Genomic DNA, 18,210 nt, shown 5'->3' on the forward strand with positions numbered 1-18,210 from the left:
TATTATCTGACCTTATAAAGTCATGCTTTTGACAGTAGTTTATAGAGAAGCCTGTCTTCAAAGACTTAGCTGGTCTTCAAGAGTAATAGAAAATATCAATACTATCAGCAGCTTAATGAATCACTTATCCCGAACTGGGGTTATAATAGTCAGCACAGCGACAGTAACAATCAGCTCTATCAAGGTAAAGCCATATTTATTATGTGCTTGAAAATGAGTCTGCTTTCTTGACGATACTTTATATAATTCAATCATGAGAGACTGCTACCTATACAAGAGGTACGGCTATACATTAATAATCGACTAACCTGAATATTGCGCCCGAATTTCAAGTAACTATAAAATTTGCGTAAGTTTTATACTATTAGCTATTAGTAAAAAAAAGTTCAATTATCCGAATATAAACCAAATATATGTCTACTGTCAAAGAATGTTTCAATTCGTGAATAAGGAGTTTTAACGATAGAGAAAATTAACGATTTGTATTAAAATATCTTGAAACAATAGATAGAATTGGTTTCATCATCTATTGCGACCTCACACACAAAAGATAAAGAGTGTAAAGTGTGTTAGTCGTCAGTAAGTTAAGCTGGCTAATGTGTTTTAGTTATGACATTATCGTGTAATAATGTGTAGCTGGTTAACGAAAAAAGTTGTAAACTGAATTGATAATCGCTAAGCTACTTCTTAATTGGTTTTGCTTTGTAATTTCAAATTCGTAAATGATGTCTGCTTTTGGGCATCTTAAGATGCGGTTTTGCTTGACGCATTACTAAAATTATCCTTTGGAGGAAGTTCATGAAATTAAATAAAATTGCTTTGGCATTATTTGCCATTACAGCGGCTCCACTAGCAGCAAACGCTGGTGTTACTATTAGCCCATTATTACTTGGTTATCACTACAGCGAAGGCGCTGATGATGAGCAAGCAGATCTATTGAAAGACTATAGAGGCAATGGTGATAGCTATTATAAAGAAAATGGCTTATATACTGGCGCAGCATTAGGTATCGAATTGACTCCTTCTACTCAGTTCCAAGTAGAATATGGCGTATCTAATACTGATGCAATCCGTCAAGACGGTAGTGATGCATTCGACGCAGAACAAGAAATGATTTCTGGTAACTTCCTAATCGGTTTTGAAGAGTTCAGCGGTTACACTGACAATGCGTTCAAACCATATGCTCTAGTTGGGGCTGGCCGTTCTAAAATTGAAATCGAAGATGCAAGCGGTGAAATGGTTTCTGGTACTGTAGATACTATCGGTAACTTAGGCCTAGGTGCTATGTATCGTATCAACGATGCGTTAAGTCTACGTGGTGAAGCCCGTGCGATCCATAACTTTGATCAAAACTGGTGGGAAGGTATGGCTCTAGCTGGTCTAGAAGTTGTATTAGGTGGCCACTTAGCGCCTACTGTTGCTGTACCGCCAATGCAAGAGCCACTAGTTGATACTGCTCCAGTAGTAGTCGTTGAGTCGGATCTTGACTCTGACGGTGATGGCGTACCTGATAGCATCGATGCATGCCCAGGCACTCCAATGAACGTAGTAGTTGATGAACGCGGTTGCCCAGTACCAGTAGATATTACTGATGAGCTAAAAATGGAACTACGTGTGTTCTTTGATAACGACAAATCAACTATCAAAAACCAATACAAACCTGAAATCGCTAAAGTAGCAGAGAAGATGCGTGAGTATCCTAACTCTACCGCTCGCGTTGAAGGTCACGCTTCTAAAACAGGTCCTTCAGCACGTTATAACCAACGTTTATCTGAAGCCCGTGCAGTTGCTGTGAAATCTATGTTGACCAACGAATTTGGTATCGAGCCAAACCGTCTATCAACAGTTGGCTATGGTTATGACCAACCAATCGCTGATAACAACACTGAAGAAGGTCGCGCTATGAACCGTCGTGTATATGCCATCATTACTGGTGACAAAACCATGACTGTTGAACAAACTAAAGATATGGTTGTTCAGTAAGTAGACGCTACTAATTATGTATTAACTTAATTAGTTACAAAAAAAGTCATCCTTTGGGTGGCTTTTTTTTATTTATACACTCAGAAAAGTAAGTTATTGCATAAATTGATAGCGCAATAATGTTATACTAGCGACCCAAACACTTTGTAAATTGACAGAGTGTACATTAGCATAGCTATCTGTACGATGGATTTATCAGTGTAGGTAATTGATTTTACTAATATTAAATAATCTGCCTACCGCGCAATCATTCAATCATAAAGTAATCATGTCTACCTGATTGGTGGCAACAGTTTATCCAGCGGTGCTTACTGCTACTGCATTTTTTAAGACGAAACGAGCATTTTATATGGCGAACGATATCAAACACCTGCGTAACATTGCAATTATTGCCCACGTTGACCACGGTAAAACCACTTTGGTTGATAAGTTATTACATCAATCTGGTACTTTTGGCGACCGTGCAAACATTGCGGAACGCGCAATGGATTCAGGTGATATTGAGCAAGAGCGTGGCATTACTATTTTGGCGAAAAATACGGCCATCCGCTGGACAGATGACACTGATGGCACTGAATACCGTATTAATATTGTCGACACCCCAGGTCACGCCGACTTTGGTGGCGAAGTCGAACGCGTTATGTCAATGGTTGACTGCGTATTGTTGGTTGTTGACGGTGTTGATGGCCCAATGCCGCAAACCCGTTTCGTAACTCAAAAGGCGTTCGAGCAAGGCCTAAAGCCGATTGTGGTTATCAATAAAATTGACCGTCCTGGTTCACGTCCTGATTGGGTAATGGATCAAATCTTTGATCTATTTGATAATTTGGGTGCTACTGACGAGCAATTAGATTTCCCAGTGGTTTATGCATCTGCCTTAAACGGTATTGCTGGTTTGGAAGCAGATAACTTGGCGGATGACATGACGCCGTTGTTTAAAACCATCGTTGATGTGGTACAGCCACCGCAAGTCGATGCAGATGCACCTTTCCGCATGCAAATTTCTAGCCTTGACTATAACAGCTTCGTTGGCGTTATCGGTATTGGCCGTATTCAACGCGGTAAAGTTAAAACCAATACGCCTGTGACTGTCATTGATAAGAATGGTAAAACGCGTAACGGTCGTATCCTAAAAATCATGGGTTATCACGGTCTTGAGCGTATTGAAGTAGACGATGCGCAAGCGGGCGATATCGTTTGTATTACCGGTATTGATGCGCTAAATATTTCAGACACCATTTGTGACCCTAACCATGTTGAAGCGTTGCCAGCATTGACTGTTGATGAACCAACGGTATCGATGAACTTCCAAGTAAACAATTCACCATTTGCCGGTCGTGAAGGTAAATTTGTGACATCACGTAATATTCGTGAGCGTCTTGAGCGTGAATTGATTCACAACGTGGCGCTACGTGTAGAAGACACCGAGTCTCCAGATAAATTTAAAGTATCAGGTCGTGGTGAGCTACATTTATCAGTATTGATCGAAAACATGCGCCGCGAAGGTTTTGAGCTTGGCGTATCAGGTCCAGAAGTTATTGTTAAAGAAGTAGATGGCAAGCTACAAGAACCGTATGAAAATGTTGTCTTTGATATTGAAGACGCGCATCAAGGTCCAATTATGGAACAAGTCGGCTTGCGTAAAGGCGAGATGACCAATATGGAGCTTGATGGTAAAGGTCGTATGCGTATTGAAGCGACTATGCCTGCGCGTGGTTTGATTGGTTTCCGTTCAGAGTTTTTAACCCTGACCTCGGGCACCGGTATCATGACTTCAAGCTTCTCACATTACGGTCCACAAAAGATCGGTGATGTTGGTGGTCGCTCAAACGGTGTATTGGTTTCTATGGCCAATGGTGTTTGCTTAGGTTTCGCCCTATTTAACCTACAAAAACGTGGTAAATTGTTCGCTGAGCCACAGCTTGAAGTTTACGAAGGTATGATTGTTGGTTTGAACTCTCGTAATGATGATATGGTTGTGAACCCAACGACTGCTAAACAGTTAACCAACGTCCGTGCCAGTGGTACTGATGAGGCGTTGACGCTGACTCCAGCGGTTAAATTTACCCTTGAGCAAGCGCTTGAATTCATTCAAGATGACGAATTAGTAGAAGTAACGCCAAAAGCCATACGTCTGCGTAAGCGTTATTTGACTGAAAATGAGCGTAAGCGTCATGGACGCAAGAAAAATGCTTAATATCGATACGTAAATTACTTGGTAATTTATATTTTCAATTTTAGAAAAGTACTCAAAGCTAATTTTTCATGATTAGCTTTGACATCGAAAATTAGCAGTATAAGGTGAGCAAAATAAATTTCACTTTATATTGCTTTTTTGTGTGCTTGGTTTTCATATATAATAAAAATGATCTAATCAATAAGTGCTATCTCTTTAAAAGGGTTTAAAAACTCAATATTAGAGAATCTAGTTCATCATCTATATAATAATTAATTGAACTTTCAAGGAGTGACATCATGAGTATGGTATCTGAGTTTAAGGAATTTGCTTTAAAAGGTAACGTAATGGACCTAGCAGTCGGTGTCATCATTGGTGGCGCTTTTGCGACTATTACGACTTCTTTAGTTGAAGACATTATCATGCCTATAGTCGCTTTTATTGCCGGCGGCGAAATTAATTTCAAAAACATGTTTTTTATACTAGGAGATGCGCCTGAAGGTGTGGCAATGACTTATGATGCACTTAAGGCAGCAGGCGTACCGGTGTTGGCTTATGGTAGCTTTATCACAGTGTTGATTAACTTCCTAATTTTGGCGTTTATCATATTTATGATGGTAAAAATGGTTAATAGATTACGCCGTGCAGATGAGGTAGAAGAAGCGGTTGCAGAGCCGTCAGAAGAGGTGCAATTACTGCGTGAGATTAGCGCTAAGCTGAGTAATACTCACCTTACAAAATAAAATCATATAATTCGCTTACCAAAATCAAAAAAGGCTAACAATAAGTTAGCCTTTTTTATTGTCGATTGATAAGCTCGAAGTTTTTTAATTAAGGTTTAACTACCACATAGTCATTGGTATTAATCAGAATTTCTGAGGGTTGATCGACGACAATACGGACGACGTTATTATCAACGACTTGTGACTTATAATAATTGTCTTCGGCAACCGTACAGCCTAGGCAGCGTCCCATGGCATCCCAAGGTTCAACGAATAATTTCTGCTGTGCTTAGTCGGCGTTACCGCCGATAAGCGAGAAGGGCAGACTAACAAGATAAGCGGCGGTGCCTGCCACAGCGGTCACTAACTGTAATGGTTTACCAACAATAGTATCAACTGCCATGGTCTCATAAGAGGGGCCAAAATCCGTTTCATCGATTTCTATCGCTGCTAGAACGGGCTGCATGCTAGCAAAAATCAAGCTTATGCTTGCCATCATGGTCAGTAGTTTATATTTAGCTGTGCGTTTCATTTTAGCTGGAGCGCTCATAATGATATCCTAAAACTCATAAGAAGTATGATTCATAGCTGCTGCTATTTCCATACAGAGACAACTTCCCTATAGAAATAATGCGACAACGATAGGCATTGATAAATAGTTTTAATATTACAGATAAATAAACGCTTTGCACTATTTATGTAAATATTGGCACTATTAAAGCAAGATTTAAGTCAATAAGCAACAAAAATGCGCAGGATATATTTATATGAAAGATGTTTCTTAAAACGAATAAGTTTGAATGGAGTTTTTAATAGCGTTAAATCAGATTTCCATAAAAAGTATTCATTGTGGCAATTCAGTGCTTTATAGCTTTGCAGACTTTTTAAATCTTCAGCTGTGAGGGAGTTTAGAAATGGATTATTTAGTAGGCTGACAGTTAGGACAGAAGACACTGGCACGGCCATTTAGCTTAATATTTCCTAATAGCGTATCGCAATGCGGACAGGTTTCGCCCTGTCTACCATAAACATTTAAAGTTTGCTGGAAGTAGCCGGTTTGACCGCTGGCAACGGTAAAATCGCGTAATGTGGAACCACCTAGCGTGATGGCCTTTTTTAAAATGGCTTTGATATGCTCAACCAAGATAACTATTTGCTCATAAGATACTTCATTGGCTGGTGTTGCCGGATGAATACCTGATAAATAAAGGCTTTCAGTTGCATAAATATTACCAACGCCAACAACGACTTGCTGCTCCATAATTACTGATTTAATCGCGCGCTTGATAGGCTGCTTGCTATTGGTTTTGTTAGCTATGTTGTTATTCAAGGTTTGATTTGGATTGTCCGAGCGCTGTATTAAATGATATAAATAATCAGCGGTAAAGTCTGCTGATAATGGCTCCGGACCCAAATGATCTAAAAGCTTAGGACCGTAATCTTTAAACCATAGCACTGAGCCAAATCGCCTCGGATCATAATAATGTAGCTGTGTTTGGCTATTATCAGCGGCGCTAAATGTTACTACTAAATGGTCATGTTTACGCTTATCGGTGCCATGGCTATGTTGCTGTAAACTACCCGACATACCAAGGTGAATCAAAAGTTGACGCGGTGCTAAGCTATTTGGCTGAATAGAAGCGTTGGTATTAAAAGAAGTGAGCGGTATAAAATTTAGGATTAAATACTTCGCTCGGCGCTCGACACTGTCCAAAATATAATCAACCAGTTCACTCAAGTTATCAGGCATCGACCAGCGTAATTTTGGTTGAAAAACTTTGACATCGACCACTTGTTGACCTAATAAAGGTGTCAGGCTGGTTTTGGTGGTTTCTACTTCCGGCAACTCAGGCATAGTATTTCTTATCAGACTCTATTATATATAAAGGTTATTTTCAAAGATTTTAAAGTTTAAGCTATCAAACAACAGCACGGCGAGCATGCAAAATACCATGCTGCTGCTCAAGCTTGGCAAGTAACTTAGACAAATGCGCGAGCCCTGAAACTTCAATATGAAACTTTAAAAAGGCGATATTGTCATCGTTACTGAGCGTCTCAACCTGACGAATATTGACGTTTTCTTTATCAATAATTTGGGTCAAATCACGTAGTAATCCGCGCCTGTCATAGGCTTCAACGTGAATGTCTACCGGCTGATAACGACCAGCTTTAACCGTCCAAGCCGCCTCAATTTCACGCTCAGGATCCCGTTCAATCAAGCGTAGATATTCGGGGCAGCCACGGTTATGTACGCTGACGCCGCGCGATAAGGTAATGTAGCCTGCGATAGGTTCACCGTGGACAGGATGGCAGCAGCCGGCTAGGTTAATCTCGATATTATCCAAACCATCGATACGGATTTTATAAGCATCAAGTTTCCCCGCGTTTCTCGTATCGATACTTGGGGTGAAATCTTCTTCAGGTTTTTCAGGCTCTAAATCTAACTGGCGTGAAATATGACTGGTCAATTGATTGAGACTGATATCACCCGTGACCAAACCAACCACGATATCATCGGTATTATTGACGTTAAAATGCTGGATATAATCGTTTAAATCAATACTGTTTGGGTGCACCGACAAGCGCTCAAGCTCTTTACTGAGCATTTGGCGACCTATCTCGATATTTTTATCGCGGTCTTGCTTATTAAACCATTGACGCAGTTTTGAGCGCGCGCGATTGGTATGAATATAACCGAGCGAGGCGACTAGCCAATCGCGATTGGGTTCACGCGAGGCTTTGGTAATAATCTCAACTTGTTCGCCCGTTTTTAACTGGTAAGTCAGCGGCACATAGCGCTGATTGACGCGCGCCGCTTGCGCCCGATTACCGACTTGCGTGTGCACATAATAAGCGAAGTCCAGTACAGTGGCGCCTTTGGGCAGCTCAGTAATATCGCCATCACGACTAAAGATATAAATACGCTCGAGCTCATCAAAATCAACCAACTGCTCATCATCGTCGAACTCGATTTCTTCTAATTCTTCGCCAGTCAGTAATGCTGAGCGCGGCTGATTGCGCGTTTCGTTATTAATCGATAAGAGCTGACGTAATGAGCTGATTCTTTGGTTAAGGTAATTGTCCTTTTTATTTTTCAGGCCTTCTTTGTAATTGACGTGTGCGCACATGCCAAGCTCGGCTTCAAAGTGCATTTCTTGAGTACGAATTTGCACTTCTAGCGATTTATTTTCGGCAATGACGGCGGTATGAAGCGAGCGATAACCGTTGGATTTTGGATTGGTAATATAATCGTCAAACTGTTCAGGGATATAGCGCCATAAACCGTGTACCAAGCCCAAAACGTGATAGCAGTCTGAAGGATTATTGACCAAGACCCGTAACGCGCGAATGTCATATAGCTGATCAAAGGATAAACCTTTGAGCTTCATTTTTCGGTAAATAGAGTAGATGTGCTTAACGCGACCTGAAACCTCGCCTTCGATACCCGCTTCCGCCAACGCTTCATTGAGCTTATCTTGTACGCGCTGAATATAAGACTCACGTTCGCTGCGTTTTTCTGATAACAGTTTGGCGATTTCTTTATAACGCTCAGGCGCCAAATAGCGAAAGGCTAAGTCTTCAAGCTCCCATTTTAATTGGGCAATGCCTAGCCTGTGTGCCAGTGGCGCATAAATGGTCATGACCTCACGCGCGACCCGATATTGTCGTTCTTCACCAGAAAAAGTCAGTTCGCGCATGGCAAAGGTACGCTCAGCCAATTTAATCAGCACCACGCGTACATCGTTGGTCACGGAGATGAGCATGCTATAAATGTTGGAGAGCTGATCACGCTGATTATTGACGAAATGGTCTTCTAAGCGCTTATTGCTTTCGATGATTTCCGACAGTTTTCCCATCGCCAAGGTATCTTTAACCAAAGTTGAGATATCGGCACCGAATTTTTTTTCAATTTCCGCGAGGCTAATAATCGATTTGCGGGCGCTACGATAAAGCATCGCGGCGACAAGCGCATTTTCATCTTGATAAAGGTAAGTCAAGATATCGGTCATGGCAATACCGGTGACGTAAGCGCCTGAACGTTCAGATTCACTGGTATTCATATGACTGCGGATAAATTCGCAAGCGCTAGCAAGATTGGGCACAGACTCTTGCCCGATACGCTTGGCAACATTATCCAGCCAAGTAGGGACGTCGATATTTATCTGATCTAAATCAATGGCTTCTAGTTCTTGTGCCGAAAGCGCATTGGCATCATTAAGCAATTGATTGTTTAAATATTCATCTTCAAGGTTAGGGTCATGGCTGTGGTAAGCATACTGAGCAGAGCGATCAAAGGTAGTATGCAGTTTATGAGTAGACAGCTGATATTTGATGTCGTGTGGAATTTGGGCATAGCTATTGGCAGACTGATGAGAGCGTTGGCTCGCGACCAGTTGTGCGGCCAATGTTGCGCTATCGGCTTGCGTGGTTTGTCCATCTACCAGCGGTAGCCCTTCACGAATTTTTACCATAGCCCACTCCTCTTAGCTATTCTAAATTGATTAAAAGCCCATTTACCAACCACACTTTTAGGTTTCCATAGGTAAAGTGTCAGCTATAAATCAATTCAGCCGCTAAAAAATCCATTTTTAGCAGCTATAAAATGACAGACATAAATAATATATAAAGCGCTGAGTAAGGATAAAGGATACTCACGATATCTTGTTGAAGAAAGCCTAAATACATTGGCTGTTATTATCTCATGTCACAATGACAAATCAAGCAAGGCTCTGTAATGATAATGTCGCTTTCGATAACATAACGCCTTTTTATCCCTATCGTTCAGGCCATTTTTGCTTAAATTAATAGGTTAAAAAAGGTCGTCTTTATTTATATCTGTCATACGTTATTTTGGTGTTTTAGAACAGCGTGTATTAAAACACGCTGCCCTAAAATAAAGTCTTTTGAAACACCTTACTTTAAACATCATTAAAATTGATGCTAAGCGGACACTTTCTCAAAGCGTGCGATTGATTCGACGTGGCCGGTATGACAGAACATATCCATCACGCCTGCATGCGTCAAACGATAGCCTTGCTCTAACAAAGCTTTGGTATCGCGGGCAAGGGTAGCAGGGTTACAAGAGACATAGACAATACGCTCGGCATTGAACTTTGGCAGATACTGCATAATCTCCCACGCGCCCGAACGCGGTGGGTCGATGAGTAATGCATCAAAGCCTTGATTGGCCCAAGGTTTATCGGTGCAATCTTGTGTTAAGTCTTGGCTATAAAATTCCGTATTAGTAATGCCATTGCGGCGTGCGTTATCGGCCGCGCGAGCGGTCATGGCTTCACTGCCTTCAACGCCGACCACCGCACCAGTTTCGCCGACCAAACGCGCGAGTGGTAAGCTAAAGTTACCCAAACCACTGAATAAATCGAGCACCCGCTCACCCGCTTTTAAGTCTAACAAATCACAAGCAAGCTTGGTCATTTGACGATTGACCGATAAATTAACTTGAGTAAAGTCGGTTGGGATAAATTCAAAGGTCAAATCATACTCAGGTAATTGATAATATAAGCGCCCAAACTGCTCAGTCATATCGTCATGCTCAGTTAAGGCAATACGCTGAATGCTATCGGCGCCTTTTGATTGTAAATAGAGCTGCCAATTACGCGCTGCAAAGAAGGTTTTTAATTTTTCAATATCCGCATCTGATAATGGTGCCAAGTTACGTACAATCAGTGCAACCGGCTGATTACCATCAGGTAGCTCTGGTAGCGCTTCGCCCATGGCTAATTCAAGCTGAGCAATCTTGTCACGACTCTCAAGCGTGCTGATAAGCGCTTTTAGATTTTCAATCTCAAAGCCAATACGCGGGTCTAAGATATGACACTCATTTAATTCCGCTAAGAAGTTACTTGAGCGCTCACGGAAACCAACCAAGGCGGTTTCTTTTTTGGCGACATAACGCACGCCGAGTCGCGCTTTGGTACGGTAACCTAAGCGATCGCCAACCACGGGCGCGAGCCAATGCTCTGGTTCAACATTGGCTTGATGCATAAGCAATTCAGCAAGCACCGATTGCTTAAAGTTGATCTGACCATCGGGCTGCCAATGTTGCAAGCTACAGCCACCGCAAACACCGAAATGCGGGCAAGGTGCTACAGCGCGCTCAGGGTTTGGATTGGCAGTAACGCTCACTGCATCGCCTTCTTCAAAACTGCTACGGCTATTGGTGATTTTGACTAAGGCGCTTTCGCCCGGCAATGCAAAGCTGACAAAAATCTTTTTGCCATGTTTGTCTTCGATATGACCGTCGGCTTCACCGAAACCATTGCCATAAATAGCAACGCCGCGACCGTCATGCGACAAGCCATCTATTTTAAAGGGTAATGGCTCAGCATCTTTTAAACGGCGACGTGTTTTTGACGAAGGCTTAGATTTTTTCTTACTTGGCGGCATAGTAATGGTCTGAGCCTCGTTAGGCTGTTGGTTGACGTTTAGAGTAGTAAAGTCTTTTGAGTCGGTGGGCTGCATAAACCTGCCTTAATAATAAATAATAAGCAATAAAGGATAAATAACTAAGAATAAGGAAGCCGTTGTCGTTAAGATGTCTAGTGTGGCTATGGGGCAGACGACCAATCAGCAATAAACTCATGATGGCGAGGACTGCCATCTGCTTGGGTATATTGGGCCAAATAGTCACGGCTTTGCTGCTGCCACCGCTCAAAATCTGGTGAGGACAATTGCCCTGTCAATCGCAGCCAGCGCAAATAAATCAGCCAAGTATTCATCACATCAGATTCGCAATATATTGACAACGTTTGCCAATCATCATTGCTGACCAACTCGCCAACCATACTGCCATCGACATCGGTTTTACCGGGCAAACCATAAAGACTGGCGACGATATCCATGGCTTCGCGGCGGCTGGCACCGTATTGGCTAAATCTGTCCATCAAATCAAGATGGCGACTGTGGAAGCGATTAACGTAATTATCAAAGCGCATGTTTTTGATGCGCTCGCCTTCTTCAAATAACCACGACGCTGATAAGTCATACTGCATGGCACGATAAATAAGCACCGGAATATCAAAGCCTGAGCCGTTCCAACTAATCAGCTGTGGCAGCTTTTCAAGGTCACTGAACGCGCGAAAAAACTTGCTCAGTATGTCTTTTTCGCTAAACTTATCGGCGGTCAAAGAAAACAGGGAAAATTTGCCGTCTTTAATATAAAGGGCAGAAATACAGACAATACGCTGCAAGGGCAAACGCATAAAATCGTGACCTGCTTCTTGGAGTCGCAGCGCTGTCAATGCGCTCAAAGCATCGGCATCGTTTAGCTCAGCCAACTGCGGATAGATACGGCGGGCAGCCTCGGTATCGGCAACCGTTTCAATATCAAAGACCAAGATAGGTTTGGACGAGAGGGCGTTTGACATAAATAATTCTGCCTATTTATAAGCTTATGGGGTGGCGTTATCCGTGCTATCGTCAGCGTCATTCACATTATATAAACCCGTCGATAAATAACGATCACCGCGGTCGCAAACGATAAAAGCAATCACGGCATCAGGATTTGCTTTTGCGACTTCGGTAGCGGCCCATGCCGCTGCACCTGATGACACACCAGCAAAAATGCCTTCAGTTTTCGCCAATTTACGCATATAAACTTCGGCGACCCGCTGATCAACATCCATGATGTCATCAACCAAATCTGCTTCAAAAATACCAGGCATATAAGCGGCAGGCCAGCGGCGGATGCCAGCGATAGATGCTTCTTCGTCAGGTTGTAGACCGATGACTTTAATGTCAGGGTTTTGCTCTTTAAGATATTGCGCAACGCCAGTGATAGTACCTGTGGTGCCCATCGAGCTGATAAAATGGGTGATTTTACCGTCCGTTTGCGCCCACAGCTCAGGGCCGGTGGTCAAATAGTGCGCTTGTTTATTATCAGGATTATTAAACTGATCGAGTACAATACCTTTACCGTCGGCTTGCATTTGCAGCGCCATATCACGCGAGGCTTCTATGCCTTCGTCCACTTCGATAAGCGTCGCACCATAAGCGGCCATCGCATCTTTACGCTCTTGGGTCGAGTTGGTTGGCATAAATAGGGTGATTGGATAGCCACGCATCGCCGCCACCATCGCCAAAGCAATACCGGTATTGCCGCTGGTCGCTTCAATGAGCATATCGCCAGGTTTAATATCACCGCGCTGCTCCGCTTGATAAATCATATTAAAGGCGGGACGGTCTTTTACCGAGCCAGCAGGATTATTGCCTTCGAGTTTGGCGAGCAATACCGCGCCATTGGTAATCTGCTCTTGCTCAGGCAGGCGATTCAATTTGACCAAAGGCGTCTTACCCACGCAATCGGCAAGGTCAGTGATTTGCGTAATAAAATTGGCGTTTGACTGGGCCGTAGCGGACATAAGGTATCCTTATCGATTATTAGTTTTTTAATAGGCGCTGTTTAAATAGCAGGTCAGTACTTGATGACCGTTAGGGATTGATTGTGGTCAATAAAAAGTTGCGTCATTATATCATTTTGTTTTCGCCTGCGCTTAATGCATAAATTTTTATTGAGGATAAGCAGTGTACTTATCTGCATAAACAAATAGGCATAAACAAAATACGAAAAGCTGACCGTTTAATAATCGCCTTTGAGCAATGAAAGTAGATGAGTAAGTGAAGCGAGAAAAGTTTGCCAAGGAATGGTTAACCGCCTTCGTTAGAATCCTGCTAAGATAATCGCAAGTCATTCTTGATGGCTCATCTTTAATGCTTAATCAATAATGAATACCTAAGCGCACCGTACAAGATTTGTCAGTAATAGCATTCATCAGCAATAGCATTTAGCGCCAAAATCAGTGGAGAATAAACCCAGCATGGCTTACAAAAAACGTTTTGATACCAGTAGTGCTTATGGTCAGCTGATTATATTGGTGTTTTTACCGATTTGTTTATTGGCAGCGGTCGGTGGCATTTTGGTATTTTACGAAACCATGCGCGCCAGTAATTCAGAACAAGAGGCGTTAGCAGAGGCGGTGCTGATTCGTTATACGCCAACGATTGCGGAGTTGGTTCCTGAGTTATTAGAGCAAGAACAGGTAGAGAATAGCGATGATAAAAATAAGGCAGCGGACAACCCGCAAGCGGCGTTAGCGGCCTTAGCAGGTATTCAAGATAGGCTCGGGCGTATGCAGTCCGAGCAGCATGTCCAGCGTATTGCAATTATCAATCAAAACAATGAAGTGCTGGCAAGCGTCGGTTATGGCACTGAGGAAGCTTGGCCGCTGATAGAATCAGCAGAGCGTTTTTTATCGCAACAACCAACGCCCATTGGCACCGCTTACGGCAGTAGCTTGGGAGAGTTTGACGGGCAGCAATTATGGCTTATGATCGATATGGATAATGAGCCACTTTATATCGCTCGTTATCGTATCGCTATGGCGCTCGCGATTACGGGTTTATTTACGATTTTAATTTTGTTATTGAGCTTAAATATTTATTCAAAACGTTGGATTGCGCCGATTTACGAGCTGCGTTTGCAATTACAACGTACCCATGTCGACAATCTTTATCAGCCTATTCCTGTCGAATCAAATGGCGAGCTGAATTTATTGCAGCAAGATCTGGTCAGGACGTTACGTCGTCTCCATGCCAGCTTCCAAGATTTAAAAGATCATGCCGAGCAGACCGAAGATGATTTGCGCTTGGCATTTGATGAAATGGAAATGCAAAACATTTCTATCCGTAATGCCCGCGATGCGGCAATCTCAACCAGCCAAGCAAAATCGGCGTTTTTGGCCAATATCAGCCATGAATTACGTACACCGTTAAACAGTATTGATGGTTTTATCAATTTGCTGGCGCGGCACGGCGAGCTCAATCCTGAACAAGACTTATATGTGCAAACCATCCGTAAATCGTCAGCGCATCTGTTGGCGCTCGTGAATGATGTCTTGGATTTTTCTAAGATTGAAGCGGGTAAATTGGTCCTTGATCGTCATGAGTTTGACCTTTATGACACCATTTATGACGTGGTCGATATGCTATCGCCGGTTGCTGCCGAAAAAGGTCTGCGCATGGCGGTGTTGTTTTATAACGATGTGCCAATGCGCATCAACGGCGATGCTTTACGCCTTAAGCAAGTACTGACCAATATCGTCGGTAATGCCATTAAGTTTACCGATAGTGGCGATGTGGTCGTGCGCGTGAGCTTAGACGATCATCGCGACAATTATTTGATGATTAGCGTACAAGATAGCGGTAAAGGCATTTCATTATCAGATCAAAAAATGCTCTTTCAAAGCTTTAGCCAAGGCGATCCGTCGATTACGCGGCAATACGGCGGTACCGGTTTGGGTTTGGTCATCTCCAAGCAATTAACGCGGCTGATGGGCGGCGACATTGGCTTTTATGACAATGTGCAAGAAAACATCTCTAATCAAGGAGCGACGTTTTGGTTTCGAATGCCAGCGCATGTCGATGTCTTAGAGGCGGCAACTGGGCAAACGATTGAATTGCCTGTCCTTGCGCCACTTGCCAGCGATACGGACGAGTTTAATGTGCTGGTTTGGATCAATCATACCGCGTCGATACAGGTACTCAAAGCCAGCTTACAACACTTACCGATCACCCTGACTCAAGCCAATTCTTTACCGGGTGTACTTGAGTCGCTTAAAGAGCGCGGTAATTATTGGGATTGGGTCATCGTAGATGACGATACCCAAGACGATATGATGGCGCTACTCAAACAGATTCGCCTGCATTATCAAGGCAAGCTGGCGGTATTTGGCTATCAAGTTGCCGCCGATCAAGCGCTGCTCAATCGTTATCATGCCAACATTTTGTATGAGCCATTGGATAAAAGGCAGCTCTATGCGATGCTTGATACGCAGAAACGCAGCGCTCCGAGTGGCGTTCAAGAGCCGCGCTGGAAGGGCGTGACCGTCTTGGCTGTCGACGACCATCTGCCAAACTTGTTGGTGCTTGATGCGCTGCTAAGTGAACTTGGTATCCATGTCATTACCGCCAGCAGCGGTTTTGATGCGATAGAAATCATCAGTAAACAGCAAACTAAGCATATCAAAACTGCTAAAGCTGACAGTCAAAGTCTGTCGAAAAAGACCCAGATATCTAAAGCCGAAGCGCGTGATGATGCTAGTAAATCGGCGGTTAACTCGTTACATCTTGACGATGCTACGACGGATGATAAAGGCAATGCGGCACATAAAAACAGTATCGATTTGATATTTATGGATATTCAAATGCCGCGTATGTCAGGGCATGAAGCAGCGCGGCAAATCCGTAATATCGAAACCCCTGATCATCACATTCCGATTATCGCCTTAACGGCCCATGGCTTAGCCGATGAGCGCGATAAGCTGATTGCGAGCGGCATCAATGATTATGTCGGCAAGCCTATTAGCCAGCCACAGTTACTACAAGTGCTGCAAAAATGGCTTGGTCGTACCGATTCAGTGCCGCCATTAACCACTATTCATAGCGATAACTTGTACAGCGCTGACTTACAAAATGGGGTAAATCAAAACGCCTTGACGTCTTACGCAGATTTGACAATGCCAACCTATCCTTTGCTCAAAGATAACGAGGATAATCATATCGCCAATACAAGTTCTGATAATAAAGTGAAGAGTCCGGCAAAAATTACCCGTCCTTTATCACTGAAGAAAATCCGCGATAACTATTTGCGTGACAGTCAGCCTCGTGAAGATTATAGACGCGAAACCCAGTCACGTTACGAGAAACCACGCTATGAAAAGCCACACTATGAGAATCTGCATTATCAAGGGCAGGGGCAAGCACCCTTATCTTATCTGCCTTATCAAATGCCAGAGAGTGCTAAAGATGAGCAAGCAGTAAATACTGCACACGGGCAAAGTAGTACGGACTTGGGCGCAAATGCCCTTGATACCTCGGAGATTTTAAATTGGCAAGATGCGTTGACGCGCTCAGCCAATAAACCCGATTTGGCTGCCAAGCTCATCATTATGATGCTCGATACCATCAATGATGAAAAGCAAGCATTGATGCAGGCATGGGACACTCGTAACCGTAGCGCGCTGGCGCAAATTGCCCATCGTATCTTAGGTGGCAGTCGTTATACCGGCGTGCCGCAGCTACGTCAAGCCAGCCAAGACTTAGAAGATAAATGCTTATTAAATATTCAACATACCACGCCGGCTCAGTTTGCGATGTTAGAGCCTTATTATGAAGCGTTATTGACGGCGTTAAACAATCTACAAACACTGGATTTATCGGCGTATCCGCAGCTTAATTATCATCGTCTAAGTGAAAATGATATGACGTGGAAAATGATTTAAAGCTGATAATCATAAAACCACTGAGTATAAACGATACCCTAGTAGTCAGTTATTGATAAGGAAGGGCGAGTGCAAGGCTGTTAATATTAATCTGAGTACCAACATTCCAGTTGTTTTATTTATTATTAAGGATGACTATGCACGCTATTGCCACTTACCAGTATGAGACATTACAAGTCAGCGCCACCGACAATATAATAACGGTGACTATTAATCGACCGGAAAAAAAGAACGCTATGAGTTTTAAAGTGGTGCAAGAGTTGATTGCGGTCGCAGGGCGCATCAGTAAAGATAAAGCGGTACGCGCGGTGATTCTTGACGGCGCGGAAGGCACTTTTTGTGCTGGTATCGATTTGGGCGATTTAAACCATCCTAAAAACCAAGCGTTTGCGCTATGGGAGCTGGTTAAACCTTGGCAAAGTCTCTTTCAACGCGTCTGCTTGGTTTGGCGTGAAGTGCCTGTACCAGTGATTGCTGTTTTAGAAGGCTATTGTATTGGCGCGGGCTTACAACTGGCGCTAGCTTGTGATGTGCGTATCAGCCATCCTGAGTGTAAATTGTCTATTATGGAAGCTAAGTGGGGGCTCGTACCTGACATGGGCTTAACGCAATCAGGGTTTGGCGTCGTACGCGCTGATGTCTTAAAGGAGCTGGCAATGACCGCGCGTACCGTCAATGCCGAGGAAGCCCAAGCACTTGGCTTGGTCAGCCATTGTAGTGAGACGCCGCTTGAGCAGGCGCAAAAGCTTGCCACCGAGTTTGCTGAGCGCTCACCCGATGCAGTGCTGGCAAGCAAGCGCGTTATCAATGCGATGTTCCAGCAGCCAGCTACAACGCTATATAAAGAAAAATTTTGGCAGTTAAAAATGATGTTTGGTCGCAACCGTAAACTGGCGCTTAGAAAAGCCAAACAAGCCAGTACCGCTTTTGGCAAACGTCAATTTCGTTAAAAAATCAGCCATATTTGGCCACTGTATTTGAGTGAGATAGGTCTATTTTATTCACATCAAGCATCTATTGAATTACAAGC

The 18,210-nt window shown here is 43.3% G+C and carries 13 protein-coding genes; 5 read left to right on the plus strand and 8 right to left on the minus strand.

What is annotated here, in order from left to right; translation table 11 throughout:
- Positions 1 to 120: 120 nt before the first annotated feature.
- Positions 121 to 255: a pilus assembly FimT family protein gene (locus JFC07_RS13365; protein WP_198328487.1), complete on the minus strand. Its 135-nt coding sequence runs from the start codon at positions 253 to 255 to the stop codon at positions 121 to 123.
- Between the two features lie 543 nt (positions 256 to 798).
- On the opposite strand from JFC07_RS13365, the gene JFC07_RS05300 reads away from it, so the two are divergent.
- The 3 genes from JFC07_RS05300 to mscL all read left to right on the plus strand — a co-directional run bounded on the left by JFC07_RS05300 (position 799) and on the right by mscL (position 4,902).
- Entirely contained in the window at positions 799 to 1,983 is a 1,185-nt protein-coding gene (locus tag JFC07_RS05300; RefSeq protein WP_198328488.1) for an OmpA family protein, read from the plus strand.
- A gap of 349 nt (positions 1,984 to 2,332) precedes the next feature.
- On the plus strand, positions 2,333 to 4,180 hold the full coding sequence (gene typA / locus JFC07_RS05305) for a translational GTPase TypA (RefSeq protein ID WP_068403956.1): 1,848 nt from the start codon (positions 2,333 to 2,335) through the stop codon (positions 4,178 to 4,180).
- A gap of 278 nt (positions 4,181 to 4,458) precedes the next feature.
- Positions 4,459 to 4,902 (plus strand): large conductance mechanosensitive channel protein MscL, encoded by a 444-nt coding sequence (gene mscL / locus JFC07_RS05310; RefSeq protein ID WP_144297554.1) that lies wholly within the window; start codon positions 4,459 to 4,461, stop codon positions 4,900 to 4,902.
- Positions 4,903 to 4,990: 88 nt separating this feature from the next.
- On the opposite strand, the gene JFC07_RS13165 is transcribed toward mscL, so the two are convergent.
- The 7 genes from JFC07_RS13165 to cysM form a co-directional block, all read right to left on the minus strand.
- On the minus strand, positions 4,991 to 5,134 hold the full coding sequence (locus JFC07_RS13165) for a hypothetical protein (protein WP_227678263.1): 144 nt from the start codon (positions 5,132 to 5,134) through the stop codon (positions 4,991 to 4,993).
- Between the two features lie 36 nt (positions 5,135 to 5,170).
- Positions 5,171 to 5,431, minus strand: a complete 261-nt coding sequence (locus JFC07_RS13170) for a hypothetical protein (protein WP_227678262.1) — start codon at positions 5,429 to 5,431, stop codon at positions 5,171 to 5,173.
- Between the two features lie 369 nt (positions 5,432 to 5,800).
- Positions 5,801 to 6,736 (minus strand): bifunctional DNA-formamidopyrimidine glycosylase/DNA-(apurinic or apyrimidinic site) lyase, encoded by a 936-nt coding sequence (mutM, locus tag JFC07_RS05320; RefSeq protein ID WP_198328493.1) that lies wholly within the window; start codon positions 6,734 to 6,736, stop codon positions 5,801 to 5,803.
- Positions 6,737 to 6,800: 64 nt separating this feature from the next.
- The gene (locus tag JFC07_RS05325; protein ID WP_198328495.1) at positions 6,801 to 9,353 is read right to left on the minus strand and encodes a RelA/SpoT family protein; all 2,553 of its coding nucleotides are present in this window, start codon (positions 9,351 to 9,353) and stop codon (positions 6,801 to 6,803) included.
- A 469-nt stretch (positions 9,354 to 9,822) separates the two neighbouring features.
- The gene (gene rlmD / locus JFC07_RS05330) at positions 9,823 to 11,364 is read right to left on the minus strand and encodes a 23S rRNA (uracil(1939)-C(5))-methyltransferase RlmD (RefSeq protein WP_198328503.1); all 1,542 of its coding nucleotides are present in this window, start codon (positions 11,362 to 11,364) and stop codon (positions 9,823 to 9,825) included.
- Between the two features lie 86 nt (positions 11,365 to 11,450).
- On the minus strand, positions 11,451 to 12,269 hold the full coding sequence (locus JFC07_RS05335; protein WP_198328505.1) for a 3'-5' exonuclease: 819 nt from the start codon (positions 12,267 to 12,269) through the stop codon (positions 11,451 to 11,453).
- Between the two features lie 24 nt (positions 12,270 to 12,293).
- Positions 12,294 to 13,262 (minus strand): cysteine synthase CysM, encoded by a 969-nt coding sequence (cysM, locus tag JFC07_RS05340; RefSeq protein WP_198328507.1) that lies wholly within the window; start codon positions 13,260 to 13,262, stop codon positions 12,294 to 12,296.
- A 456-nt stretch (positions 13,263 to 13,718) separates the two neighbouring features.
- Here cysM and JFC07_RS05345 point away from each other — a divergent pair, with 456 nt between their 5' ends.
- Both JFC07_RS05345 and JFC07_RS05350 read left to right on the plus strand, forming a co-directional pair.
- Positions 13,719 to 17,180 carry an ATP-binding protein gene (locus JFC07_RS05345; RefSeq protein ID WP_198328509.1) on the plus strand — a complete coding sequence of 1,154 codons (3,462 nt, stop codon included), beginning with the start codon at positions 13,719 to 13,721 and terminating at the stop codon, positions 17,178 to 17,180.
- A gap of 137 nt (positions 17,181 to 17,317) precedes the next feature.
- A complete protein-coding gene (locus JFC07_RS05350) occupies positions 17,318 to 18,130 on the plus strand; it encodes a crotonase/enoyl-CoA hydratase family protein (RefSeq protein ID WP_068403970.1) in 813 nt (270 codons plus the stop codon).
- Positions 18,131 to 18,210 lie beyond the last annotated feature (80 nt).

This window comes from Psychrobacter faecalis, from assembly GCF_016107575.1.
GTDB lineage: Bacteria > Pseudomonadota > Gammaproteobacteria > Pseudomonadales > Moraxellaceae > Psychrobacter > Psychrobacter faecalis.